General features: G+C 56.4%; 22 protein-coding genes and 1 riboswitch. Of the genes, 16 read left to right on the forward strand and 6 right to left on the reverse strand.

Annotation, left to right across the window (positions count from 1 at the left end):
* The first annotated feature begins 42 nt into the window (after positions 1–42).
* Positions 43–1,170 carry a tRNA epoxyqueuosine(34) reductase QueG gene (queG, locus tag V8L71_RS01210; protein WP_423841437.1) on the forward strand — a complete coding sequence of 376 codons (1,128 nt, stop codon included), beginning with the start codon at positions 43–45 and terminating at the stop codon, positions 1,168–1,170.
* A 5-nt stretch (positions 1,171–1,175) separates the two neighbouring features.
* Here queG and orn read toward each other — a convergent pair whose 3' ends face one another.
* On the reverse strand, positions 1,176–1,769 hold the full coding sequence (gene orn, locus V8L71_RS01215; protein ID WP_008958612.1) for an oligoribonuclease: 594 nt from the start codon (positions 1,767–1,769) through the stop codon (positions 1,176–1,178).
* Positions 1,770–1,939: 170 nt separating this feature from the next.
* On the opposite strand from orn, the gene rsgA reads away from it, so the two are divergent.
* The 3 genes from rsgA to asd are packed head-to-tail and all read left to right on the forward strand — an operon-like array spanning position 1,940 to position 4,715.
* A complete protein-coding gene (gene rsgA / locus V8L71_RS01220) occupies positions 1,940–2,959 on the forward strand; it encodes a small ribosomal subunit biogenesis GTPase RsgA (protein WP_101146270.1) in 1,020 nt (339 codons plus the stop codon).
* 18 nt (positions 2,960–2,977) lie between these two features.
* Positions 2,978–3,820, forward strand: coding sequence for a sulfurtransferase (locus V8L71_RS01225; protein ID WP_176304140.1), 843 nt, complete (start codon positions 2,978–2,980; stop codon positions 3,818–3,820).
* 10 nt (positions 3,821–3,830) lie between these two features.
* Positions 3,831–4,715: an archaetidylserine decarboxylase gene (asd, locus tag V8L71_RS01230; RefSeq protein WP_176304141.1), complete on the forward strand. Its 885-nt coding sequence runs from the start codon at positions 3,831–3,833 to the stop codon at positions 4,713–4,715.
* Here the strand turns inward: asd and epmA are convergent.
* Together epmA and efp are read right to left on the reverse strand one after the other, a co-directional pair.
* A complete protein-coding gene (gene epmA, locus V8L71_RS01235; protein ID WP_176304142.1) occupies positions 4,712–5,692 on the reverse strand; it encodes an EF-P lysine aminoacylase EpmA in 981 nt (326 codons plus the stop codon). The two genes, asd and epmA, sit on opposite strands and share 4 nt — an antisense overlap.
* 106 nt (positions 5,693–5,798) lie before the next feature.
* Positions 5,799–6,365 (reverse strand): elongation factor P, encoded by a 567-nt coding sequence (efp, locus tag V8L71_RS01240; RefSeq protein WP_176304143.1) that lies wholly within the window; start codon positions 6,363–6,365, stop codon positions 5,799–5,801.
* Positions 6,366–6,472: 107 nt separating this feature from the next.
* Here efp and epmB point away from each other — a divergent pair, with 107 nt between their 5' ends.
* From epmB to V8L71_RS01300, 12 genes are all read left to right on the forward strand, one after another.
* Positions 6,473–7,507, forward strand: a complete 1,035-nt coding sequence (epmB, locus tag V8L71_RS01245; RefSeq protein WP_336272964.1) for an EF-P beta-lysylation protein EpmB — start codon at positions 6,473–6,475, stop codon at positions 7,505–7,507.
* 222 nt (positions 7,508–7,729) lie between these two features.
* Positions 7,730–7,848: riboswitch (guanidine-I (ykkC/yxkD leader) on the forward strand.
* A 58-nt stretch (positions 7,849–7,906) separates the two neighbouring features.
* On the forward strand, positions 7,907–8,983 hold the full coding sequence (locus V8L71_RS01250; protein WP_336272965.1) for a putative urea ABC transporter substrate-binding protein: 1,077 nt from the start codon (positions 7,907–7,909) through the stop codon (positions 8,981–8,983).
* A gap of 61 nt (positions 8,984–9,044) precedes the next feature.
* The gene (locus tag V8L71_RS01255; RefSeq protein ID WP_336272966.1) at positions 9,045–9,872 is read left to right on the forward strand and encodes an ABC transporter permease; all 828 of its coding nucleotides are present in this window, start codon (positions 9,045–9,047) and stop codon (positions 9,870–9,872) included.
* Positions 9,869–10,663 carry an ABC transporter ATP-binding protein gene (locus V8L71_RS01260; RefSeq protein WP_336272967.1) on the forward strand — a complete coding sequence of 265 codons (795 nt, stop codon included), beginning with the start codon at positions 9,869–9,871 and terminating at the stop codon, positions 10,661–10,663. Before V8L71_RS01255 ends, V8L71_RS01260 begins: the two co-directional genes overlap by 4 nt.
* The gene (locus V8L71_RS01265) at positions 10,660–11,382 is read left to right on the forward strand and encodes an urea amidolyase associated protein UAAP1 (RefSeq protein WP_336272968.1); all 723 of its coding nucleotides are present in this window, start codon (positions 10,660–10,662) and stop codon (positions 11,380–11,382) included. Before V8L71_RS01260 ends, V8L71_RS01265 begins: the two co-directional genes overlap by 4 nt.
* 10 nt (positions 11,383–11,392) lie before the next feature.
* The gene (locus tag V8L71_RS01270; protein WP_336272969.1) at positions 11,393–12,031 is read left to right on the forward strand and encodes an urea amidolyase associated protein UAAP2; all 639 of its coding nucleotides are present in this window, start codon (positions 11,393–11,395) and stop codon (positions 12,029–12,031) included.
* A 75-nt stretch (positions 12,032–12,106) separates the two neighbouring features.
* Complete coding sequence (gene uca / locus V8L71_RS01275) at positions 12,107–15,733, forward strand: urea carboxylase (protein WP_336272970.1); 3,627 nt, start codon at positions 12,107–12,109, stop codon at positions 15,731–15,733.
* A complete protein-coding gene (locus V8L71_RS01280; protein ID WP_336272971.1) occupies positions 15,730–16,809 on the forward strand; it encodes an isopenicillin N synthase family dioxygenase in 1,080 nt (359 codons plus the stop codon). The genes uca and V8L71_RS01280 overlap by 4 nt, the downstream gene beginning before the upstream one ends.
* Positions 16,806–17,519 (forward strand): hypothetical protein, encoded by a 714-nt coding sequence (locus tag V8L71_RS01285; RefSeq protein ID WP_336272972.1) that lies wholly within the window; start codon positions 16,806–16,808, stop codon positions 17,517–17,519. The genes V8L71_RS01280 and V8L71_RS01285 overlap by 4 nt, the downstream gene beginning before the upstream one ends.
* Positions 17,520–17,530: 11 nt before the next feature.
* On the forward strand, positions 17,531–19,354 hold the full coding sequence (atzF, locus tag V8L71_RS01290) for an allophanate hydrolase (RefSeq protein WP_336272973.1): 1,824 nt from the start codon (positions 17,531–17,533) through the stop codon (positions 19,352–19,354).
* 271 nt (positions 19,355–19,625) lie between these two features.
* Positions 19,626–19,991, forward strand: coding sequence for a hypothetical protein (locus tag V8L71_RS01295; protein ID WP_336272974.1), 366 nt, complete (start codon positions 19,626–19,628; stop codon positions 19,989–19,991).
* 10 nt (positions 19,992–20,001) lie between these two features.
* Positions 20,002–22,038, forward strand: a complete 2,037-nt coding sequence (locus tag V8L71_RS01300; RefSeq protein WP_336272975.1) for a pyrroloquinoline quinone-dependent dehydrogenase — start codon at positions 20,002–20,004, stop codon at positions 22,036–22,038.
* Positions 22,039–22,117: 79 nt separating this feature from the next.
* Here the strand turns inward: V8L71_RS01300 and V8L71_RS01305 are convergent, their stop codons facing one another.
* The 3 genes from V8L71_RS01305 to V8L71_RS01315 are packed head-to-tail and all read right to left on the reverse strand — an operon-like array spanning position 22,118 to position 25,874.
* Complete coding sequence (locus V8L71_RS01305) at positions 22,118–23,233, reverse strand: hypothetical protein (protein WP_336272976.1); 1,116 nt, start codon at positions 23,231–23,233, stop codon at positions 22,118–22,120.
* Positions 23,234–23,266: 33 nt separating this feature from the next.
* Positions 23,267–24,970: a 2-isopropylmalate synthase gene (gene leuA / locus V8L71_RS01310; protein ID WP_336272977.1), complete on the reverse strand. Its 1,704-nt coding sequence runs from the start codon at positions 24,968–24,970 to the stop codon at positions 23,267–23,269.
* 16 nt (positions 24,971–24,986) lie between these two features.
* Complete coding sequence (locus V8L71_RS01315) at positions 24,987–25,874, reverse strand: ion transporter (protein ID WP_336272978.1); 888 nt, start codon at positions 25,872–25,874, stop codon at positions 24,987–24,989.
* Between the last annotated feature and the right edge of the window lie 86 nt (positions 25,875–25,960).

A 25,960-nucleotide genomic window follows, 5' to 3' on the forward strand; every position in this document is an offset into this window, starting at 1 on the left:
TGCGTTAGCATAGCGCGCTTAATGCCTTGCTGTTGATTGACTATGTCTAATTCCACTGCCTTTGCACGTTCTGATAGTGCAATGACTGACCAGAAACTTGCTCGTCTTGCCGACCTGATTAAAACCTGGGGGCGAGAGCTGGGCTTTCAGCAAGTCGGCATTACTGACACTGAATTGTCGGCCCATGAAAGCCATCTCGACGCGTGGCTGGAAAATGACTACCACGGCGAGATGGGCTTTATGGCCAAGCATGGCAGCAAGCGCACTCGCCCCGCAGAGCTTGAACCCGGCACTCAGCGCATTATCAGCGTACGCATGGATTATCTGCCCGCTGAAGTGGAAAGCACAAAGGTCCTGGGTCAGCCCAACCGCGCCTATGTATCGCGTTACGCCCTAGGGCGCGATTATCACAAGCTAATGCGTAAACGGTTAGCCCAATTAGCAAAAAAGATTGAGCAAGAAGTAGGCGAATTTGGTTACCGCGCTTTTGTCGACTCAGCACCGGTAATGGAGCGCGCGCTGGCCCAAAAAGCCGGGCTTGGCTGGTTCGGCAAAAATGCCATGCTGCTTAACCCCAAAGCAGGCTCGCTGTTTTTTCTGGGCGAACTCTATACGGATCTTCCCCTACCTATCGATGCGCCATTTGAGCAAGAGCACTGCGGCAGCTGCAGCGCTTGCCGCACCGCCTGCCCCACCGGCGCTATTGTTGATGATAAGGTGGTCGACTCGCGCAAGTGCATTTCGTATCTCACTATCGAACTACACGGCGCCATACCGGTTGAGTTTCGCCGCGCCATGGGCAACCGTATTTACGGCTGCGACGATTGCCAACTGGTATGCCCTTTTACCCGCTTTACCCGCATGACCCAGGAAGATGACTTTGCGCCGCGCCATGATTTAGATCGCGCTACGCTAATCAGCCTGTTTGCCTGGGGCGAGGTGGAGTTCCTGGATAAAACCGCTGGCAGCCCTATTCGGCGCATTGGCTACGAGCGCTGGCTGCGCAATATCGCCGTAGGCCTAGGAAACGCCCCTTGGAGCGAGGCCGTGGAAGCCGCGCTATGGGCGCGCCGAGCCTACCCAAGCGAACTGGTGCGTGAACACGTCGCCTGGGCGCTTGAGGAACAGCGCCTCAAGCGCGGCAGGCGCATTGCCACCGATATGTCTTAACCGCTTTACTCTTCTTCGTCGCTGCGCTGCTCAACGCGCAAAAACGTATTACGGTAGTGAGCCAGCTCAGCAATCGACTCTTTAATATCATCCATCGCCAGGTGAACATTCTGTTTACTAAAGCCCGCCAAGGCGCCTGGATTCCAGCGTTTGGCCACTTCTTTTATGGTAGACACATCAAGATTGCGGTAGTGGAAAAAGTTGAGCAGCGCAGGCATTTCACGCTCAAGAAAACGCCGATCCTGGTGGATGCTGTTGCCACACATGGGTGACGATCCGGCCACTGCGTACTGCTGCAGAAACGCCAGCGTTTGCTGCTCAGCTTCGGCAGTTTCCACTTGGCTTGCTTTCACCCGGGCGACTAATCCCGACTCGCCGTGGGTTTTCTGGTTCCAATCGTCCATCTGCGCCAGCAGGCTATCGGGCTGTTTCACCGCAATGACCGGCCCTTCCGCTACCACATTCAGATCGGCATCAGTAATGAGTGTGGCTACTTCAATGATGCGCTCTTTATTTGGATCTAAACCGGTCATCTCTAGGTCAATCCATACCAGCAGATCATTGCGTGGCGCCGCTGAATCCGTTGTTTCGTTGCTCATTACCGTTATCCCTTTGCCTAAATGGTCATTAATATCGTGCCAGTGTGCCTTAAATGACAACATCAAGCAGCCCATATAGAACCGCCTGGCTGTTTGATGGCATCTTTGATAAGTACAATGCCATCGTTGATAGGTACAATGACATTTATTGTAGCGATCATCAGGTGGTCATGAGCAAACGTAAATTAAGTCGTCAGCAGCAGTGGCGAGTCGAGAAAGTCCAGGCGGAACGTGCCCAGCGTGCGGAAAAGCGTGATGTGCAAGATGCTGAAAAACTCGCCGCTGGCGAATACGGTGCTGAACAGCCGGGCCGCGTCGTTGCTCACTTTGGTCGTACCCTAGAGGTACGCAATAGCGATAATGAACCGGTGCGCTGTCATTTACGCGCCAACCTGGATGGTTTGGTCACTGGCGACCGCGTGATATGGCGTGCAGGTCAGGAAGGCTCTGGCGTGGTAGTAGCTCGGGAAGAGCGCGACAGCGTGTTAAAGCGCCCGGATGCTCGCGGCCTGCTCAAACCGGTGGCCGCCAACATTGATCAGCTGTTGATCGTGTTTGCGGTAGAGCCTGCACCTCACGCCAACCTTATTGACCGCTATTTGGTCGCCGCCGAAGCTACCGGCATTGCGCCAGTACTGGTGCTCAATAAAACCGACTTGCTACCAGAAGATGGCGGCGAACTCGGTAAACTGCTTGAACGCTATCGCGATTTAGGCTACCCCGTCGTGCGCACCACCACTGCTACAGACACCGGGCTGGATGAGCTGCGCAGTCAGCTTGAAGGGCGCACCTCCGTATTCGTGGGTCAAAGCGGCGTGGGCAAATCCTCGCTAATCGACCTGTTGCTACCGGATGAAAACCTGCGTATTGGCGCGCTCTCGGAAGACTCCCGCAAGGGCACCCATACCACCACCACGGCACGCCTCTATACCATGAGCCGAGCTGACGTGGCCGATGGCGATGTCATCGACTCACCGGGTATTCGCGAGTTTGGCTTGGTGCACCTCAACGAGCAGGAAGTCACCGACGGTTTCATTGAGTTTCACGACTATATTGGTTACTGCCGTTTTCGTGATTGTCGTCACCGTAATGAGCCCGGTTGCGCTTTACTCGCAGCGGTCGAGGCAGGCAAGATTCATCCAGCACGCTTTGCCAGCTATCGACGGATTCTTGATAGTTTGGATAGCTAACGTTGATAGGAGTTACCCATGAGTATTGAAAGCCAATCGTCGGAAGCTAACCTTCTGCCGCTGATTATTGAACCGGAACAGCTGCAGGCGCATTTAGATGACCCACAGCTGCTGATCATTGATGTGCCAGCCAATGGCGACAGCTATCGTCAGGGCCATGTGCCCGGCGCCATCTTCCTCGACTTTCGCTATTTAATGCGCGGTGAAGGGCCGGTACCGAGTGACGTTCCTAGCGTTGAGGCGCTTTCACGTCTGTTCAGCGCATTAGGTCTAACCCGCGACACCCACGTGGTGGCCTACGATGACGAAGGCGGTGGCTGGGCGGCACGTCTTTTGTGGTCATTAGAGCTCATCGGCCATACGCGTTACTCCTATTTGAATGGCGGCATACACGCCTGGCGCGATGCAGGCATGGAAGAGAGCACCGAGCCTACCGCCCCCACCCAAAGTGAGTATCACGCTGAAATTCTCAACCCTAACGCCTTGATCACGTTTGAAGAGATCAAAGAGAAGCTCAGCGATAAACACTTCGCGGTGTGGGATGCGCGCTCCAAAGATGAGTACGATGGCGTCCGAGGTAACAACAAGCACCTGGGGCACATTCCCGGTGCCGTTAATATGGACTGGCTCCACGCCATGGACCGACAGCGCGCACTGCGCATTCGCGATTACGCCGAGCTGATCACCGAACTTGGCGCCCTGGGCCTGACCCCCGATATGGAAATCGCTACCCACTGCCAGAGCCACCACCGCAGCAGCTTTACCTGGCTGGTGGGCAAGGCACTAGGCTTTAATATGCGTGGCTACGCGGGGTCCTGGGGTGAATGGGGCAACCGCGACGACACCCCGATTGAGAAGTGAAAATATTACTGTGACTCTTTCCCAAAAAGCCTTTTCGCTACTTCAGTACCCACTGCCTCAGCACGCTCTTTCGCGTCTATCCGGCAAATTCGGCCAGTGCGACAACCCTTGGGTGAAAAGCACCCTGATCAAGGCCTTTATCAAACGCTTTAATGTCGACATGAGCCAAGCGTTGGAACCCGATCCTAGCGCCTATGCAACGTTCAATGACTTTTTTACCCGGGCGTTAAAAGCCGATGCGCGCCCATTAGGCGAAGGAATATTGAGCCCTGCCGATGGCACGCTCTCCCAATACGGGCGCCTACAGGCCGGCCAACTGGTGCAAGCCAAGGGCCACACCTACTCTGCGCAGACCCTGCTGGGCGGCGACACAGCCCTGGCGGAAGAGTTTCTCGGCGGCAGCTTTGCCACTGTCTACCTCTCTCCACGAGACTACCACCGCGTGCATATGCCGGTGACCGGTACATTAAGAGAAATGATTTACGTACCCGGACGACTCTTCTCGGTCAACCAGGCAACCGCCAACTATGTGCCGGGCTTGTTTGCCCGTAACGAACGCCTAGTGTGCATCTTTGATACCGAGCACGGCCCCATGGCAATGGTGTTAGTAGGTGCAATGATTGTAGCGGCCATCGAGACCGTCTGGTCAGGCCAGGTAACACCGCTTGCAGGCCAGCCTCAGCGCATGCAGTTTGGGCAACCTATCACGTTGGAAAAAGGCGCTGAAATGGGCCGTTTCAAACTCGGCTCCACGGTAGTGATGTGCTTCACTAAACCGGTTGTCTTTGATGACTATCCTACGGGTGTCATGGTCAGCATGGGGCAAGCGCTGGGCCACATTGATAAACCGACTCATGATAGCGATGCGCCCCCTACTAGCGAGCCGATGGTTTAGCAGCGAGGCGTAGAAAAGGCGAGCACGTCTTCCAGGCGTGCTTTGCCTAGCGCCAGTTGAATGAGGCGATCAATCCCCAGCGCGACACCCGCACCAGTTGGCATGCCGTGCTCTAGAGCGGCCAGCAGACGCTCATCCACATCCACTTCCGGCAAGCCCAAGCGGCGGCGCTCAGCGTTATCATCCGTAAACCGCACTCTCTGTTCCGAGGCATCGGTCAACTCTTGGTAACCATTGGCCAACTCAACACCTTTCAGGTAGAGCTCGAAGCGGGAAGCCACCCACTCACCATCTACATCCTGGTGACGTTGCGCCAGAGCGGCCTGGCTAGCGGGATAATCAACCACAACACTTAGCTCATGCTGGCCTAACTGTGGCTCGATCACTACGCTCATAAGCAGGTCAAGGCAGGTCTCGCGATCTTCACCGGCCAAGGATTGCGCAGACATTTGCGCCCGCTCCGCGGCAACCAAACGCAACTTTTCCAGCGACGTGGTAAAGGGGTCCACCTCTAGGTGGGTATGGAAAAGCTCCCGATAGCGATAATGCACGACCGGACCGGGGAAACTGGGTAGCAGTGACATGACCAGGGTAGCCGTCTCATCAATTAGTTTATCCAGCGTAAACTGCGGCCGATACCACTCCAGCATGGTGAACTCGATATTGTGGCGAGCCCCGACTTCACCATCGCGAAAACTTTTGGCGAGCTGAAATATCGGTCCGCTACCGGCCGCCAATAACCGCTTCATATGGAATTCAGGCGAAGTTTGCAGCCATAAACGGCGCTGCCCTCTATCGGTGCGAGCCAGGGCATGAAGCGATACCAGATGCACATCCGTGCTCCCCCCCTGCCCCAAGACCGGCGTTTCCACTTCCAGCACGTCACGCTGGTCAAAAAATGCCCGCACTTTGGCCATTAACCGTGCACGCTCGCGGAGCGTTTCAATCGACGCCGAGGGTTGCCAATCAATGGCCATCACTTCTCCTTAGATAAGCTATAGACAAGCTATTTTTAGCAAAAAATGGCCACGCAAAAAGCGTGGCCATCATCATTACCAAACCGAAAAACATCGCGAAAAGTGATTAAGCGCGAGAGACGTATTCCCCGCTGCGCGTATCAATTTTCAACACTTCGCCCTGATTGATAAACAACGGCACGCGCACTACAGCGCCAGATGATAGCGTAGCAGGCTTAGAGCCACCTTGCGCCGTATCGCCTTTCAAACCTGGATCAGTTTCAACCACTTCCAGCTCAATGAAGTTGGGCGGCGTCACAGAAATGGCCTTATCATTCCAAAGCGTAATGATATAGGGCACCTGCTCTTTCAGCCATTTAGCAGTATCACCCAAGGCTTTCTTTTCCACGGCGTACTGCTCAAAGGAGCCATCGGTCTTCATGAAATGCCACATATCACCATCGGTGTAGAGGTACTCCATCTCCAAATCCATGACATCAGCGCCTTCCAGCGAATCACCAGATTTGAAAGTCTTCTCACCCACACGGCCCGTCATCAAGTTACGCAGCTTAACGCGGTTAAACGCCTGCCCCTTGCCAGGCTTGACCAGCTCGTTTTCGACAATCGAACAAGGATCGCCGTCGAGCATTACTTTCAAACCGCCTTTGAATTCATTGGTAGAATAGTTCGCCATAATGCCTCTCAATGTTTTATGTCAGTAACGTGATGCACGAAGCCCTGCTTCGTCGTTGATAGCGTCATTCAATAAGTGCGCGCATGATAACCCGAAGGAGGGCTTTTTTGCAGGAGAACATCATTATTTCAGCCTCTGAAACGCAACAACAGTGCCACACGATGGTCCGTTCCAATTGGCAACAGCAACTCTCACAGGCCATCCGCGACCCGCAGGTATTGTGCGAACGGCTCGGGCTAGACAGCGACCTGCTGGCAGGCGCTCAGCTAGGTCATGAGCTGTTTGAGGTATGTGTGCCTGAAGCCTATCTGGCTAAAATAGCCCATGCGGATTTGAGCGACCCCCTGCTTCTTCAGGTGCTGCCCTTGGGCAAGGAAGCCTCAACGACTCCAGGCTACGTCGCTGACCCGCTGGAAGAAGCCGATCATCAGCCCGCTAAAGGACTGATTCATAAATACGCTAACCGCGTGCTACTAATTGCAAGCCCAGCCTGTGCAATCAACTGCCGCTACTGTTTTCGCCGCCACTTCCCGTATAGCGAGAACTCGCCTTCCCGGGCGCAGTGGCAGGGAACGCTAGAGTACTTGCGTGCCGACCCCTCCATTCACGAGGCGATACTTTCCGGCGGCGACCCTCTAGCAGCAAGCGACCGGCAGCTTGCCTGGCTGGTCGAACAGCTTGAAAGCATCCCTCACCTCAAGCGGCTGCGCATACATACCCGCTTGCCCGTGGTGATTCCTGACCGGATTGATGACGCACTGCTCGGCTGGTTAAACAAAAGCCGCCTGCAAAAAGTGGTGGTGCTGCATATCAACCACGCCAATGAAATTGATCAGGCCGTGGTAGATGCCTGTACCCGCCTCAAGCAAGCAGGCGTGACGCTGCTGAACCAGAGCGTTCTTCTAAAAGGTGTCAACGACAGCGTGCCTACGCTGGCAACTCTCTCTGAACGGCTATTTGAAGCAGGCGTGCTGCCTTACTACCTGCACGTGCTTGACCCGGTTCAGGGTGCCGCCCACTTTGATGTACCCGATGCAGTGGCGCAAGCACTGGTAAAAGAGTTACTGGAACACCTACCAGGCTTTCTTATGCCCCGGCTAGTCCGCGAAGTGCCTGGCAAAATGAGCAAAACGCCTTTGTGACTTTCGACCCTCCCCAAATTCTCTGTTTCATCATGGTGCGTAGCGCCCAAACTACGCACCACGACGATGCATCATCTAAGCATTGACTCTTTAGGCACACCTCTAAAATCAATCTAACTTATTAAAAATAATATATTTTATATATGGCGGCCAATATTTTGCTGTGTAGATAAACGTTACACATGGGGTATTGGCTGCCTTCGCTGCCACACAATTGAGTTTCCAATAGATCGCTAGGGTTCCGACGCCATCAACGATATGCCCCTGATGGTCGTGGCTGGTCCGAGAGCAATCGACCTTGCAATCGCAGGGTTACACGGCGGGATAAAAGCCCGGGAGGATAAGGCACAGTGATGCGCCGATGCCCCTGAGTTTTTTTCTTAGCCGCTGGAGGCTCTCATGACCCGTTCCAACCGCTCTGCTCTAAAAAGCCTGCCCCTCGCTCCGTTGACTGCGGCGCTACTAGCATCATCATTGACGATCACACCTACCCAAGCGCAAGAACGCAGCGACTTTAGTGTCTGCTGGTCGATTTATGCCGGCTGGATGCCTTGGGCTTATGCCGACGTAGAAGGCGTGGTCGATAAGTGGGCCGACGAGTACGGGATTAGTATCGATGTCGTGCAGGTGAACGATTACGTGGAGTCGATCAACCAGTTCACTTCCGGCAACGTGGATGGCTGTGCCATGACCAATATGGATGCCCTCACAATTCCGGCGGCAAGCGGCGTCGATTCCACCGCACTGATTATCAATGATTATTCCAATGGCAACGACGGCATCGTGCTAAAAGGCAGCGATGATTTGGCCGATATAGCGGGCCGTCAGGTCAATCTCGTTCAATTCAGCGTCTCCCACTACTTTCTGGCCCGCGCACTCGAGAGCGTCGGTTTGACAGAGCGTGATATCGAAACGGTCAACACCTCCGATGCGGATATAGTCGGCCTGTTCACCAGTGACACCACTGAAGCTGTAGCCGCCTGGAACCCGCAGCTAAGCGCCATTGCCGACATGCCTGCTGGCAACGTGGTGTACACCTCAGCGGAAATCCCAGGTGAAATTCTCGACATGATGGTCGTCAATACCCAGACCCTGGCGGATAACCCCGCACTTGGCCATGCCCTGGTGGGTGCCTGGTATGAAGTGATGGGTTTGGTCGAAGCCGGTGACGAAAACGCACTGACCATTATGGCCGATGCTGCAGGCACGGATCTGGAAGGCTACAAGAACCAGTTGGACGCCACCTACCTATATACCGACCCAACAGAAGCAATTGAGTTGATGGAAAGCCCAGACCTGCTCGCCACCATGGAACGAGTAGCAGAGTTCAGCTTTGAGCACGGCCTACTGGGCGATATGGCACCTAATGCTGGCGTGGTAGGCATTGAAACCCCCAACGGTGTGTTTGGCGATGAGAGCAATGTACAGCTGCGCTTCGACCCAAGCTTTACGCAAGCTTATCTCGACGCTCAGTAACTAGCGCCATGGGAGTGGCATCTGCCACTCCCTCAGCTCTCATCTTCTATGGACAACCGCTATGAAGCGATTGATTAATTTAGCGCCCTCTCGGGGCGGCCGTTGGCTCCTGGGTTTGCTGCCTTTCTTGCTACTGGCGATGCTCTATTTAAGCCTCTCTAATGCACGACTGGCGGAAAACCCTAATGACCGCCTGCTGCCCATACCCTCGACCATGGCAAACTCGTTTTACCACTTGGCCACCGCCGAGAACGTGCGTACGGGCGAGGTTGTGCTGTGGACAGACACCTTCGCAAGTCTGGAGCGCATCGTAATTGGGGTAGGTATCAGTGCTCTGATTGGCCTAGTGGTGGGTATTGTAAGTGGCGGCATCCCGATTATTCGCGCCAAGCTTTCGCCGCTGGTGACGGTAGCCTCGCTTATTCCGCCCATGGCGATCCTACCAATTCTATTTATTGCCTTTGGCACTGGTGAGGCGGCCAAGATTGCGCTGATTGTTATTGGCGTCACCCCCTTTCTGATTCGTGACCTGCAGGGCCACGCACTGCGGCTTCCCGATGAGCAATTAATCAAAGCGCAAACTTTAGGCGCCAGTTCCTGGCAGGTGTTGTTAAGAGTGTTGCTGCCACAGTTAACGCCACGGCTATTAAACGCCACCCGCTTGGCGCTTGGCACCGCGTGGCTGTTTCTGATTGCTGCCGAAGCCATTGCCGCTCAGGAAGGGCTTGGCTACCGCATTTTTCTGGTTCGCCGCTACCTGTCGATGGACGTGATTCTGCCCTACGTGGCGTGGATTACGCTGCTGGCGTTCCTTCTTGACCAGATTCTCGCCTGGACATCGCGCCTTGCCTTTCCCTGGTACCACTCGGGCGAAGGAGACAAATCATGAGCCTACTGTCCGCCAAACGCCTAGAAAAGCATTACGGCCATCACGTCGTGCTTGAGAACCTTAATTTCAGCGTCGAGCAGGGAGAATTTGTCACGCTGGTCGGTGCCTCTGGTTGCGGCAAAACTACGTTTTTAAAGATGTTGCTGGGCACTGAAGCCATTTCAAAAGGCAACCTTCTGCTAGATGGTAAGCCCATTCCTAACGAACCCGGCCCGGATCGAGGGGTGGTATTTCAGAAGTATTCCGTCTTTCCACACCTGACTGTGCTGGGCAACGTGATGATTGCCGATGAGCTGCATAGTGCCAAGCTGCTTGGAAAAAGTTTTGGCACTGCCAAACGGCACGCGATTGAGAAAGCCCAAGCACGTATTGAAGAAGTTGGCCTAAGTCATGCGCTTAATAAGTATCCCCATGAGCTGTCCGGCGGCATGCAGCAACGTCTAGCCATCGCCCAGGCGCTCATGATGCGGCCACGCATGCTGTTGCTGGATGAGCCATTTGGTGCCCTGGACCCCGGCATTCGCCAGGACATGCACGAATTGATCACACGACTTTGGCAAGAGCAGCAGCTCACCATCTTCATGATCACCCACGACCTAAAAGAGGCCTTTGAGCTGGGCACACGGCTATGGGTGTTTGACAAAACCCGCCACGACCCTCAAGCCCCGGAAGCCTATGGCGCCACCATTACCTACGACCTGCCCATTTCGAGAGACCGTCCAACGCCAGCCTTAACGGAAGCACTTCATCAGGGCGGTCTGAAAACCCACACCCAGGAGACGCTGCTATGAAAAGCGAACCATCCTACACCACTCATTTACCCGGCGGGCACCACTGGTCACTTCGACTACGTCGCGGCACAACACTGACCCTGACCGCCCAGGAGGCCAACAGCAACGTAGGACTACTCTGCTACAATCCAGAAAACCTGTTGGAGCGCTTGAACCTGCCGGACACCTTGAAGTGCCAGCACACGTTCAAGCTGACTCAAGGCCACTGCCTTTACTCGGATATGGGTCGCATCTTTGCCTCGATCACTCATGATGACCTTGGCTGGCACGACAGCGTTGGCGGCAACCTGCTGCCCCAGCACCTGCTGTCCAAAGGCTGGCAGCCAGTGAGCTACCAGCAGGCCCACAATGACTGGACGCGCACCGGCTTCGACGCCTTCCTGGTCGAACTCGCCAAGTATGGGCTTGGCCGCCGAGACATGGCTGCCAATCTCAACCTTTTCTCCCGCGTCGAGAGCGATGACGAAGGCAAGCTGCACTATGTCAGCAACCACTGCCAGCCGGGCAACAGCGTCACGCTGCGCTTCGAGATGGATACCCTCGTGTTGTTGCATACCTGCCCTCACCCGCTGGACCCTGCCACTGACTACCCGCGCCGTGGCGTCGATATCGCGTTAGGTACTGCTGAGCCACCGACAGAGGACGATCCTTGCTACCGCTCACGGCCAGAAAACGCCCGTGGCTTTGCCAATAACCGTCTCTATCACCTCGGCCTTTAAGGGGAAAACCATGATTATCGAGAGTACCTTACGCCCCGAAAACGCACTTAGCCGCACTACCGTTAATGCGGGCGATCACTATATTGGCACCGTGAAGCAGGGCCAAACCTTGCGGATTTTAGACCTGGAAGGCAACCAAGCGGCTGACACGCTGTTCTTCAGCGCCGACGACACCGCCGAGCGCTACAGCGCCATGGATACCGTTCGCGAACAGGGAGCGGTCTATCTCACGGCGGGCTCCAAGCTGATCTCCAGCGAAGGCCGCACGATGCTTACCCTCACCGCCGACACCTGCGGCCGCCACGACACCCTAGGCGGTGCCTGCGCCAGCGAAAGCAACACCGTGCGCTACGACCTGGAAAAGCGCCACATGCACTCCTGCCGGGATAACTGGATGCAGGCCATCGCCAACCACCCAGAGTATGGCCTGAGCAAGCGGGACATCACCCACAACATCAACTTCTTCATGAACGTACCGGTGACCGCTGACGGCGGGCTGACGTTTGAAGACGGTATCTCCGCACCGGGCAAGTATGTGGAAATGGTCGCAGAAATGGATGTCATCGTGCTGATCTCCAACTGCCCTCAGCTCAACAACCCCTGCAACGGCTACAACCCCACACCCATCGAGCTACTGATTTGGGGTTAAGTAATTCGCCCTAGGGACGACCCTAGAAGGCCAAACAACCTGCGGGACGACCCGCCTTTGTTTGCAGGCAGTGCCATGTCCATCCATAAAACGTTTAGCAAAGTCCTGATTGCCAATCGCGGCGCGATTGCCGCCCGTATTCTACGCACGCTTAAAGCTTTAGGCGTGGGGAGCGTGGTGGTGTACGCCGATGCCGACCGCGACGCCCCTTATGTGCATCAAGCCGATGAGGCCTACTCACTCGGTGAGGGGGCGGCCAGCGATACCTACCTGAACATCGGCAAGCTGATCGCTATCGCCCAACAAAGCGGCGCCCAGGCCATCCATCCTGGCTACGGTTTCCTCTCGGAAAACACTCGCTTTATTACCGCCTGCGATGCCGCCGGGCTCGTCTTTCTAGGCCCCACCGCCGAGCAGATACAGCAGTTTGGCCTCAAGCACGAAGCCCGCGCACTCGCCGAAAAGGCAGGCGTACCGCTGGTGCCAGGATCACAGCTGCTGGAGACTCTCGAAGAGGCCCAACAGGCCGCCGAACGAATCGGCTACCCGGTCATGCTGAAATCCACTGCTGGTGGCGGTGGTATCGGCATGCAGGTCTGCCACTCTCAGACGGAGCTGGCACGCGCCTTTGAGTCGGTGAAAGGCCTTGGCGAGCGCAACTTTGGTGATGGCGGTGTCTTCCTAGAAGCCTATATCGCACGTGCCCGTCATCTGGAAGTACAGCTGTTTGGCGACGGCCAGGGCAGTGTCATCGCCCTCGGTGAGCGCGACTGCTCTACACAGCGCCGCCATCAAAAAGTACTGGAAGAGTGCCCGGCCCCGAACCTCCCCGAAGCCGTGCGCCAATCACTGCACGCCACGGCGGTGCAACTAGGCAAAGCGGTCAACTACCGCAGCGCGGGAACCGTTGAGTTCATTTACGACGCCGAGCGTGAAGCTTTCTATTTTCTGGAGGTTAATACTCGCCTACAGGTGGAGCACGGCGTCACCGAGCTGGTCTACGGCGTCGATATCGTCGAATGGATGGTGAAACTCGGCGCGGGTGAACTCCCCCACCTGGAAACACTTGCCCAGACACTCTCCCCCACTGGTCACGCCATCCAGGCACGCCTGTACGCCGAAGACCCCGCTCACGATTTTCGCCCCAGCGCCGGGCTCCTAACGGAAGTCATCTTTCCTGAAGCCAGCGGCCTGCGCATCGACCACGCCATTGAGGCAGGCCTGGAAGTGTCACCGCTATTTGACCCCATGCTAGCCAAAGTGATGGTGCATGCCGAAAGCCGCAAGCAGGCGACGGCACAGCTGGCGGATACGCTGGACAGCGCTAGCGTGTATGGCATTGCCACCAACCGTAGCTGGCTTGCCCACGTTCTGCGTGCCGAACGCTTTCAGCAGGCGGATATCGACACCCACTGGCTTACCACCCTGGCGTGGGCACCTCCCGCCATGGAAGTGATCGCCCCTGGCACGCTCACCACAATTCAGGATTTTCCCGGTCGCCAGGGTCACTGGGATGTGGGTGTGCCGCCTTCCGGCCCGTTTGACGACTGGTCGTTTCGCCTTGGCAATCGCCTGCTCGACAATCCCACGGATGCCGCTGGCCTAGAAATTACCCTCCAGGGCCCCACGCTGCGCTTTCACCGGGCCACACAGGTCGTGCTAGCAGGCGCCAAGTTGCCCGCCTCGCTGGATGGCAACCCCATTAATCACTGGGAAGTCATTGATGTTCCGGTCGGTGCCACTCTTACGTTAGGCAAAGCCACCGCTGGGGCACGCGCTTATTTTCTAGTGCGCGGCGGCATTGAATGCCCTCGCTATCTGGGCTCTCGCAGCACCTTCACGCTAGGCCAGTTTGGCGGCCATGGCGGGCGGGCACTGCGCAGCGGCGATATGCTGGAGCTGCCCACGCTGATGCCTGCGCCCTCACGCACGCTGGATAGCGCGCTAGCCCCCGCCATTGGCAACGATTCCGAAAGCGTGACGGAAATTGCCGTGCTTTATGGCCCCCACGGCGCGCCAGACTTTTTCACCGATAGTGATATCGAACGCTTCTTCGACCACGAGTGGGAAGTGCACTACAACTCCAGCCGCACCGGTGTACGGCTGATTGGCCCACGCCCAGAGTGGGCACGGGCGGATGGCGGTGAAGCAGGACTCCACCCTTCCAACATTCACGATAACGCCTACGCCTTTGGCACCATCGATTTTACCGGCGATATGCCGGTCATTCTTGGCCCGGACGGCCCGTCATTGGGTGGCTTTGTTTGCCCGGCAACTGTGGTGCGCGCTGAACGCTGGAAGCTGGGTCAACTTACCGCTGGTGACAAGGTCCGCTTTGTACCGGTGAGTCTCGCCAACGCTCGCACACTCGAAGAGCGCCAGCTCGCCCAGCTGGAAACCCTCACAGCGAACCCTGTTGAAGATATTCAGCCAGAACGAGACACCCCGATCCTGCGCAACATCCCAGCCGAGCAGGCCGGGGAGCGAATCGTATACCGCCGCGCCGGGGATGATTTCCTGCTCATTGAGTTCGGTGCGATGGAGCTGGATATCGCGCTACGCTTTCGCGTACACGCCTGGATGCTGTGGTTACAGGAACATTCGCTGCCCGGCCTACGGGAACTAACCCCCGGCATTCGCTCGCTGCAGGTTCACTATGAGCCGCTGGAACTTAGCCTTGATGAGTTGCTTTCGCACCTTCACAAAGCCGAGCAGGCGCTAATCGATGTCGAGTCGTTGGAAGTAGAGTCGCGTGTCGTGCATCTACCGCTCTCCTGGGATGACCCCGCCTGCCAGGAAGCCATCGACAAGTATCAGCGCAGCGTACGACCCGACGCCCCCTGGTGCCCCAGCAACCTGGATTTTATTCGCCGCATCAACGCCCTCGAAAGTGAACAGCAAGTGCGCGATATCGTCTTCAACGCTCGTTATCTCGTGATGGGCTTAGGGGATGTGTATCTGGGGGCGCCCGTCGCGACACCCCTCGACCCGCGCCAACGCCTGGTCACCACCAAATATAACCCCGCCCGTACCTGGACAGCGGAAAACTCGGTGGGTATTGGCGGCGCCTATTTATGCGTTTATGGCATGGAAGGCCCCGGCGGCTACCAGTTCGTTGGTCGCACGCTGCAGATGTGGAACCGTTACCGCACCACCCAGCACTTCAATAACCCTTGGCTGCTGCGCTTTTTTGATCAACTTAGCTTTTATGAAGTCAGCCACGAAGAACTACAGCAAACTCGCCGTGACTTTCCCCACGGGCGCTTCGAGCTGCCCATTGAAACGGCACGCTTCAAACTGGCCGACTACCAAGCCGATATCGATAAGAACGCCGAAGCGATTGAGGCGTTTCGCACCAAGCGAGAAGCAGCCTTCCAGGCTGAAATGGCCGCCTGGCGCGCCAACGGCCAGTTCACCTTTGAAGACCAGGCACCGGCTAGCGCAGAGGTCGAAACGCTGGGAGAGGATGAACTTGGTATCGAAAGCCCGGTGACCGGCAGCCTATGGAAACTGCTGGTCAAAAAGGGCGAACAGGTCGCCGCAGGTCAGCCCGTGGCGCTGGTGGAGTCGATGAAAATGGAGGTAGAGGTCACGGCTCACTGCGCAGGGCGCGTTGCCAGATTGCCGCTTGCCGAAGGGGCAGCCATTGGCCCCGGCCAGCCTCTGGTAGTACTCACCCAAGAAGAGGAGGCTGACGCATGAACACGCCTGCGGCAGACGAACGCCTAGCAAACTTTCAGGAGATCCCCGTTATCGACATTCATCCCCTGCTGCACGGGGATGACCAGGCACGCCGCGAGGTCGCCGCTGAGCTGGGCCGCGCTGCCCGTGAAGTCGGTTTCTTCCAAATGGTGGGCCACGGCATTGATGGCTCCCTGCGCGAAGCGCTGATTAATCAGGCCAAGCGTTTCTTTGCACAGCCTGAAGCGACCAAAATGGAGCGCTACATCGGCCACTACCACCACCATCGCGGCTATGTGCCGCCCGGTGAAGAGTCTCCAGACCCAGCCAAGCCCGACATGAAAGAGGCTTTCGACCTCGCTTTCGAGCTACCTAGCGATGACCCGGACGTGCTGGCCGGAACACCGCTGCTCGGCCCTAACCCTTGGCCTGACCTGGCTGGTTTCAAAGCGCCAGTAGCCGCTTACTACGACGCCGCCTACCACGTTGGGCGCGCACTACTGAGTGGCTTTGCCATGGCGCTGGGTCTGTCTCCCCAGCAACTGCTTCAACACATCAACAAGCCGCCCAGCCAACTACGCCTGATTCACTATCCGTTCAACCCAGATGCCGAGGATGCTCAAGGCATCGGCGCCCACACTGACTACGAGTGCTTTACCCTGCTGCTGCCTACCGCGCCTGGGCTTGAAGTCATGAATGGCAAAGGTGAGTGGATCGATGTGCCGTTCAAGGAGGGCGCTTTGATCGTCAACATTGGCGATATGCTAGAGATCTGGAGCAACGGCGAGTTTGTCGCCACCTCTCACCGAGTACGCAAAGTGAAAGAGGAGCGCTACTCGTTTCCGCTGTTCTTTGCCTGTGACTACCACACCGTGGTCGAACCACTCCCCGAGCTGGTCGCTCGTCACGGACAAGCCCATTACTCAGCGCTGAAAGCAGGCGACCACCTCTACGCCCAAACCATCCAAACCTTTCGCTACCTGCGTGATCGACTAGCGCGGGGAGAAATCGAGCTGCCTGACGGTGCCCGTGAAGTAGGCAGCCTGGGTCAGCACGGCAAGAAAAAAGGATCGGGCAACGAGGAGGCAAATCGATGACGATACCGCTTCCTGGCGTGCCAGAGCAGTACCAAGGGGGTTGGCAACGTACGCTCTATGCAGAGCCCAATACACCGCCCTACCGCGTAACCGATACCACCACCCAAGTGGTATGGCTGCAGGGCCAGCAGTGGCATGCCGACCTGCGCATCCCCGCTGACGCACCCGACTTCAGCGGCATCCAAACCCTTGAGGCGTGCAGCCGACCGCAGCTTGAGTGGCTGGCAAGCCTTACCGCCTTTGCGGGCTTGACCCAGATTGAAGGCGGTGTATGCACCTGGCACCGCTTTCAGGACCTCTGCCCCAGCCTGGAAAAAGATGTTGGTCTGCTGCGCTGGCTGAATGACCACACGGTTGAAGAGCAGCACCCGGCTGGGCATTACGTCGAGCACTGGCAGCGGTTCACTGCCCCACATGCAAAAGAGACGACTCGCATCGATGAGCTTGGTCGCCTGCGCTGGCTAGCGCTGGGGGATCACGCCATTGCGATTACCCCTCGCCAATCGTCAGCCACGCTCCAACGCCCGTTCACCCTGCCAAGCCATGCCACCATCGACGACCTTCGCTGGCAAGTCAGTCTCTGTTTCGACTACTGCCAACGCAATCAAGAAGGCTGGCGAATCGAGCTTTCTACACAGCCCTGGCGGCGGGGGCGCTTCCTAAACGGAGCCAACCACTCTCCAGACAACGCTGCGATGATACAATTTTAAAGGAGCCAACCATGGCACTCTCAATGTCACTGGATATTGCAAGTCTTCACGCCGCCTACCAACAGGGTAATCTGACGCCCACTGCATTAATCGACGAGCTACTCGCGCAGGCCGATAGCCACGGCAAAGACTCTGCCTGGATAACGCGCCTGAACCGTGAACAGCTGACCCCGTATCTACAGCGCTTGGAGGGAGAGTCACCAAAAACGCTGCCACTTTACGGTATTCCATTTGCGATAAAGGACAATATCGACCTCGCGGGAATACCCACTACCGCTGGCAGCCCAGCCTACGCTTATACCCCCACAGAAAATGCTTTTGTAGTGCAGCAACTGATCGATGCAGGCGCGATTCCTATGGGGAAAACCAATCTAGATCAGTTTGCGACAGGGCTAGTTGGCGAGCGGGCACTGGAATTGTATGGCACACCGGCCAACGCCTTTGATCCGACGCTAATACCGGGCGGTTCTAGCAGTGGATCGGCGGTGGTCACGGCGACGGGCATGGTCAGCTTCGCGCTAGGCACCGATACCGCAGGCTCTGGGCGCGTACCGGCCTGTTTCCATAACCTTTACGGCGTGAAACCAAGCCTTGGGCTGCTCAGTACGCGGGGAGTGGTACCGGCTTGCGCCACGCTGGATACCATCAGCCTGTTCAGCCTCACCGCAGACGATGCCGCTAAACTGCTGGCAGTCACGGCCGTGTATGACGACCAGTGCGCCTGGTCACGCCAGCATGATTTTGCCGTACACGGAAAGCGCTACGGTAAGGCGCCCGCGGCCTTTAGCTTTGGCGTGCCTTTGGAATCCCAATGGCACACCGATGCGGCCTACACTAAAGGGATGCAGCTAGCGATTAATGAACTCGAGGCGCTGGGCGGCGAGAAAGTCGAACTGGACTGTACGCCTCTGCTGGCCGCGGCAAGGTTGCTTTATGAAGGCCCATGGGTGGCCGAGCGCTACCATGTGATTCGTGATTTGATGAAAAGCCACCCGGATTCGGTGCATCCAGTGACCTTTCAAATCACCCAAGGGGGCGCCACGCCGCTCGCGGTAGACGCCTTCGATGCGCGCTATAAACTGGCAGAGTATAAGCGCCAAGCCGATATGCTCATCAGCCAAGTGGATGTAGTACTCTCGCCTACAACGGTCACCCACCCCAGCAAGGCCGAAGTAGCCGCGGACCCGATTGGCGTCAATTCCCGCCTAGGCACCTGGACCAACTTTATGAATCTGTTGGACTACAGCGCGCTAGCCGTACCGGTGGGTTTTAGTGAGCGAGCCCTTCCCGTGGGTGTCACGCTATTCGGGCCTGCATTTGCCGATTTATCGCTGCTCTCACTAGCGCGTGGGCTTGAAGCTCGCTTGATGCTGCCGTTAGGCGCGACAGGCATCCCGCATTCGCCACTTTCCGCACTCACCACACCCGCACAAGACGGCACCATAGAACTAGTGGTGTGTGGCGCTCACCTTGAAGGCTTGCCGCTCAACCATCAGCTCACTGATCGCGGTGGTGTGCTGATCACTGCTACTCAAAGCGCACCACGCTATAAACTGTTTGCTCTGGCAGGCGGGCCGCCCAAACGCCCCGCGATGCTACCGGACGCAAATGGCCAAGCTATTGAAGTAGAAGTATGGCGACTGCCGATCGAGACTCTGGGCAGTTTCCTAGCAGGCATCCCTGCTCCGCTGGGCCTCGGCCAGGTGGAGCTTGCCGATGGTAGTTGGAAGTGTGGTTTTATTTGTACCGCCGGTGCACTCAACGATAGTGGCGAAGCCGAGGATATTACCGAATACGGAAGCTGGAAGGCGTGGCTAAACAGCCAGGCAAACTAATATCCGTTAAGACACTGTACTTTTCCAAACCCACAAGCATTACCACTCATAGCGTGCCGTAACATTGATACCGCTTTTGAGGGCGACAACATTTCAAAAAACCCACTCCGGGCGTCCTGGTGCTAAATGACGCCCAAAGTGGGTTTTGTTTTTTCGATTGCCGTTTGCGTACCAAAAATACTTCGTTATCTGCTAACGTTATAGTGCTAATTACTTTGTGGTGAGGCGCTCGCCTTACTATTCTGAAACTTTTCAAGGAGGAAATAACGCTATGTCGACATTACGTCCGACCCGGCTGGGGGCAATAGTGCTATTGATTGCCTCGCTCGCTGGGCTTGCCATCGCTCTCTATGCTTATTTTGTACCTCTCACTGGCGTGACGGGTACACTCGGCGCCCTGGTAGCCATTTTGGCCTGTCTCGCGCTGGGGGTGTTGGCGCTCCTTCTTGCAGCCGTCAAACATAAAAAAGCGGCCATCCTATTACGCGTTCTCATCCTACTGGGGCTCTTGGGTACGTTCTTCGCAGGTATGCTGCTGCATCAGTGGTGGATCTGCGCGGCGATGGGGGTCGGTTTCATCGGCCTGATACTTGATATGGTTCGTCCTTCGCACCATGCCCAACCTGCCCATGCCTGAGGAGCCGACGATGCCCACTTTTTCAGTTACTAAACGCCCTCGTTTTACGCCTGCCACATTGGGTTGGCGCACGGCCACTGCGCTGGTGCTTTGCTTGTCTCCCATGCCGTTATTGGCACAAGACTCGCCAGATGAACCGGCAAGTAGTCCGGCAAACAGTGAGGCAGAGGCAACCAACACTGCCCCTATTCCGCTGGTGCCTGGCGAGCCCATCTGGGATAGCTTTCATGGCCAGCTCAACGCGCAAAAGTATAGCCCGCTGGATCAGATTAACGCCGATAATGTCGGCGAGTTAGAGAAGGTGTGGGAAATCCATACCGGCGATGTCGCCGATGGTTCGGGCGATTTACCGGCGACGGTGTGGTCAGCGACCCCCGTCTTTGCCAACGACACGCTCTACATCGGCACACCGTTCTACCGGATTATCGCGCTAGACCCAGCAAGTGGCGAAGAGAAATGGAGCTTCGATACCCAGTCCTCTCTTGAAGCCCTCACCCAGCCTGCTTTGAAGAATCGTGGCGTGGCTTACTGGGAGGCCGATGATCCGGTGGCTGGCGAGTCCTGCCAGAAAATCATCTACATGGGCACCATGGATGCGCGACTGTTTGCGGTCGATGCCGACAGCGGCGAGCCGTGCCAAGGGTTTGCCGATAACGGCGTTCTCAATGCCAATCAGTGGAACGACACCAACGATAAGTGGCCATTGTCGCTGCTGCAGCCGCCTACCGTGGTGGGAGATCGTCTGATTCTGGGTTGGGCAGGCATGGATTGGGCCTATGAAGAGGCTCCCCCTGGCACCGTCTTTTCCATCAATGCTCGCACCGGCGAACTTGAATGGACCTTCCAGGCACTGAGCGATCAGATGCGCGAGCAGAGCGGCACCGCCAATGTGTGGACACACATGTCTGCCGACGAAGAGCTTGGCCTGGTCTACCTTCCAGTGTCTTCTCCCTCGCCCAACTATTGGGGCGGTAATCGTACGGAAGAAGTCCCTCTCGGTACGTCAACCACTGCCTTGGATATTGAAACAGGCGAAGTGGTCTGGTCCCGTCAGTGGGTTCATCACGACATCTGGGATTACGATATCAACTCTGCGCCCACGCTCATGGACATTACGGTAGATGGTGAAGAGATACCGGCTCTGATCCAGGCGACCAAGATGGGCTTCCTATTTGTGGTCAATCGCGAAACCGGTGAAGACGTTTGGCCGATTGAAGAGCGGCCAGTGCCAGGCGGTGATGGCGCCGTAGAGGGGGAAATCTACGCGCCCACTCAGCCGTTCCCGACGAAGCCAGCTCCATTGATGGATCAGTCAGAGAAGCCCAAGGTGTGGGCCCTGGCAGACGCAGTTAGCTTTGGGCAGTGTTCGGCCCTGTGGGAAGACCTTCGCTATGAAGGCATGTACACCCCGCCCACTACCGAGGGGGAAGGAACGCTGGGCTTCCCCATCAGTGCAGGTGGCGTGCAGTGGGGCGGCGTAGCCTTCGACCCAGAGAGTCAGACGGCGGTAGTCAATACATCGCATATCGTGCAGCACATCAGGCTTTATGATCGCGAGGCTTACGAGTCAGCCAATAGGGCATCGGGCAACGAGAGCGGCTTTGCCTCTCAGGAAGGGGCGCCCTACGGCATGCGCTTGGAGGTTGCTCTCAATCGACTGGGTATGCCTTGCTGGGAACCGCCGTTTGGGGAGCTCGTGGCGCTCGACATGACCACTGGTGATATCAAATGGCGCCGCCCATTGGGTGCTTCACAGCAGTATGGCTTCTACATGCCGGAAAGCTGGGGCTCCCCTACCATTGGTGGCCCAGCGGTCACCGCGGGTAACGTGATCTTTATCGGTGCCTCCATGGATGCCAAAGTACGTGCTTACTCTCTTGAGAGCGGTGAAGAGCTGTGGTCGGATCAGAGCGAGGCGCCGTCCGTCTCCAACCCCGCCGTTTATGAGTATGAGGGTCGGCAATACGTTGCCTTTGTATCCGGCGGAAATACCATTTTGAAAAACCAGGTAGGCGATCAAGTCGCTGTTTATGCATTGCCGGAGTAAAGGCATGCTTGATCGATAGTAAACAAACGGGGCGGCCTTATTGGCCGCCCCGTTTGCATTATGGGTGCTTGGGAAGCGCTCATTCGAGGTTTGCAGCGGGCCTAGTCGCGCGGCTGGCTATCGCTTTGCTCGCCGCCTTCGCCAAGCGTCGCATTAACGGCATCATCAGCCACAGCAGGGGCGTGAGTAACCAGCGATAGATGAACCTTGCCATGAACAGAACCGGCAGTAGTACCACTAGCCAAATAACAAACTGTCCCACCCATGCTGGCCAACCCAGCCATGTGGAAAGATTGGCGCCCAGAGCACTGACTAAACTGGGGTGACGAACCACGATATAAGCGGTGCCTGCCACGGCGGCTACTTTGGCCATCCGGGGCAAGGTTGCGAAGCGACCGCTGGTGGCCACAATACCTTGGCGCCAACCAGCGCGAGCACCCTGCGCTTCAACACTACCCACCCGCGCAGCACGAGCAGCCCTGCCCGCCCGGAGTACCTTGACGGTACTGGCCATCACCAGCAGATCCACTCCGGCCCAACCTACATCACTGGCGCCAATGTCATCGCCTCGCCGCCACTGGCTTTCCAAATCACGCAAGCCGCTGGTAAAAAAATCGCCCACGCCCGCCACTAATCGCTCACCCTGCAGCCACGCCACTTCGCCCTGTTCGCTAACCACGAACTGATTAAGCAGCGCATGACCATTGTCATCCAGCAAGGCAATACCCATCTGGCCACGGCGATAAGGGGTGAACGCTGAATCCGCGCCATCCTCCTCATTCCACCAGCGGCTAAGCTGCTGATAGCGCTCCCCCACCCAGTGCTGCGCTCGCAGAGTGGCGATATCGTGATCACGAAAGTAGCTAATGGGTAGCACCGCATCTGCACCGAAGCGCACCAGCACTTGCTGAAACTGGGGCAGTAAACCGTACTCGACCAATACATCACGTGCCACGTCGCCATGACGCAACATTGCCAGCGAAGCACTCATCCATAACGCTTGATCGTCGGCATAGTTGAGAAAAAGCGCATTGATCGCTGGCGCTTCCTGTTGAAGCGAGTCCTTTAACGTAGGCAGCGCTCGCTGTGCTTCTAAGCGCACCAATTTGGCGTCAAAGGGTTCGTGGGAAGCCACCGCGGTGGCAAGCCCTGCGACTACCATCGCCGTCATCACTATGAGCTGCCAGGGCCGCATCGCTTTTGCCTCACTAAAGGGATAACCCGGGCGTTACCCCAGTGTCTCAGCCGTCACGTTGGCCGCCGCGGGTTGGGTGGAGTGATGGCGATTGATCGCACTAAGCACCCCTTTCATGGAAGCACTGGTGATGCTTTCGTCAGTGCCCACGCCGAACACTGCTTTACCATCGATACGTACTTCTACGTAAGCGATTGCCTCGGCATCGGCGCCTTGGCCGCGGGAGTGCTCGTGGTAGTCAATGATTTCCACATCGTGCCCGGCGGCAGCCAGCGCTTTAACAAAGGCGGCTAGCGGGCCATTGCCTTCACCGCTGAGCGTCTGGCGACTACCCTCAGTCTCAACGATGGCCTCCAGCGTCACTTTGGGGCTGTCAGGTTCGGATGAGAGCCGATGACTCACCAACCCAAAGGGGGCTCGCTGCTCCAGATACTCATCGGCGAACGCTTGGTAGATCATCTGAGAAGTGATCTCGCGCCCGGTGCGTTCAGCCACTTCCTGCACCACCTGGCTGAACTCAATAGAGAGGCGACGCGGCAACTCAATGCCATGCTCCTGCTCAAGCAGGTAAGAAATACCGCCTTTACCCGATTGGCTGTTCACCCGGATAACGGCTTCGTAACTACGGCCCACGTCGAGCGGATCGATGGGCAGATAAGGCACATCCCACACGGCGTCAGGATTCGCACGGCGATCGGCCATGCCTTTCTTAATAGCGTCCTGATGCGAACCAGAAAAAGCCGTGAACACCAGATCGCCCACATAAGGGTGGCGCGGATGCACGGGCAGTTGGTTGCAGTACTCCACTTCACGCATGATCGGGGTGATATTGGAAAAATCGAGCTGCGGATGAACACCCTGGGTATACATGTTCATGGCAAGCGTGACGATATCGACGTTGCCAGTACGTTCGCCGTTACCAAACAGGGTGCCCTCGACGCGGTCAGCTCCCGCCATTAGCGTCAATTCTGCTGCCGCCACGCCGGTGCCGCGGTCGTTATGCGGGTGAACGCTAACAATCAGATGATCACGATTTTTGACGTTGCGACAGAACCACTCAATTTGGTCGGCATAGTTATTGGGTGTAGCGACTTCTACCGTGGCAGGCAGGTTCACGATCATCGGCTTATCACCACTGGTGCCATAGGCTTCCATGACCGCTTCAACGATCTCAACGGCGAAATCCATCTCGGTGGTGGTGAAGAGCTCTGGGGAGTACTGAAACGTCCAATTGGTTTGCGGTGCTGCTTCCATCTGCGCGCGAATCTGTTGGGTAGCCTCTACGGCGATTTGCACACACTCGGCCTTGTCGACGTTAAACACCACCCGGCGAAACATCGGGTCAGTGGCGTTATAAACGTGGACGATAGCGTTTTTAGCGCCTTGAAGTGCCTCAAAGGTGCGCTCAATCAAGTGCGGGCGCGCCTGGGTGAGCACTTGAATGGTTACATCCTCAGGGATTTTATCCTGCTCAATCAACGAACGTACAAAATCAAAATCGGTTTGTGAGGCCGAGGGAAAGCCGACTTCAATCTGCTTAAAGCCAACATTCAACAGCATGTCGAACAAGCGCTGCTTACGCTCCTGATCCATCGGATCAATCAGCGATTGATTACCGTCACGCAGATCCACGCTACACCAGACAGGCGCTTCAATGCGCTGGCTCGGCCACTGGCGGTCAGGTAGATCAACGGCCACAAAGGGGCGGTACTTTTTGGCGGGGTCAGACAACATCATGGCGGCTCTCCTAGCATTAATCGTTTGTGGGCTTTTCGATGTGGTTACTGCCCATAGCTTGATGGGATGGCGCACGGGACGAGTGTGGCTGCGCGAGTGCTGCCTCCATGCGGTCAAGCTGGGCACGCAAATCACGCACGTCGGCGCGCAGCCCCTGCACCTGAGCGGCATCGCCCTCGTCGTTACTCAAATCGAGTAAGGCGCTCTCTTTTTGCATCACATCCAGCACGATACCAATCATCATATTGAGAAAAATAAACGCGGTCAGAAATATAAACGTTAAATAATAGATCCAGCTCCACGCATACACCTCTTGCGTGGCGTACATGACATCGGTCCAATCCTCAAACGTGGCAATACGGAACAGCGTGAGCATCGAAACAGAAATATTGCCCCATAAAAAGTCATCGACATTATGAAAGAGAAAGCTACCTAGGGCGGCGTAGATATAAAAAATGATGAACATCAGCAGCACGACATAGCCCATACGAGGAACCGACTTCACCAACGCCCCAAGCAGCATCTGCAACTCGGGAATCATCGACACTAAACGCAGCACCCTGAAAATACGCAGCAGTCTAGCCAGCAGCACCATTTCAGAATCATCCATGGGAATTAAGCTGGCCGTCACGATAAGGAAGTCAAAAACATTCCAACCTTTTTTAAAAAAACTAAGAAGCGTGCGTTCAGCCGCCATCCTGATTAAAATTTCCACCAGGAAAAAAATCGTTACTGCGATATCAAGATAGAGCAGCCACTGTTCAATTTTAGTCGTTTCCTCATAAGTCTTGGCCCCTATCACCAGGGCGGAAATAACGATGATGGAAATGACGACCGCCTCGAAAATTTTATTAGATCGCAGCTTTTCAAAACGGACTTGCCAGGTAGTAAAGGACTCACTCATGGAACGACAGATCTCTCATAGGTTAACCAGCAAACTTTATACTAAAACTACACACATGCTACACAAGTGATATGCTCTTGTTTCAC

Source organism: Vreelandella indica (assembly GCF_037070225.1).
GTDB lineage: Bacteria > Pseudomonadota > Gammaproteobacteria > Pseudomonadales > Halomonadaceae > Vreelandella > Vreelandella arctica.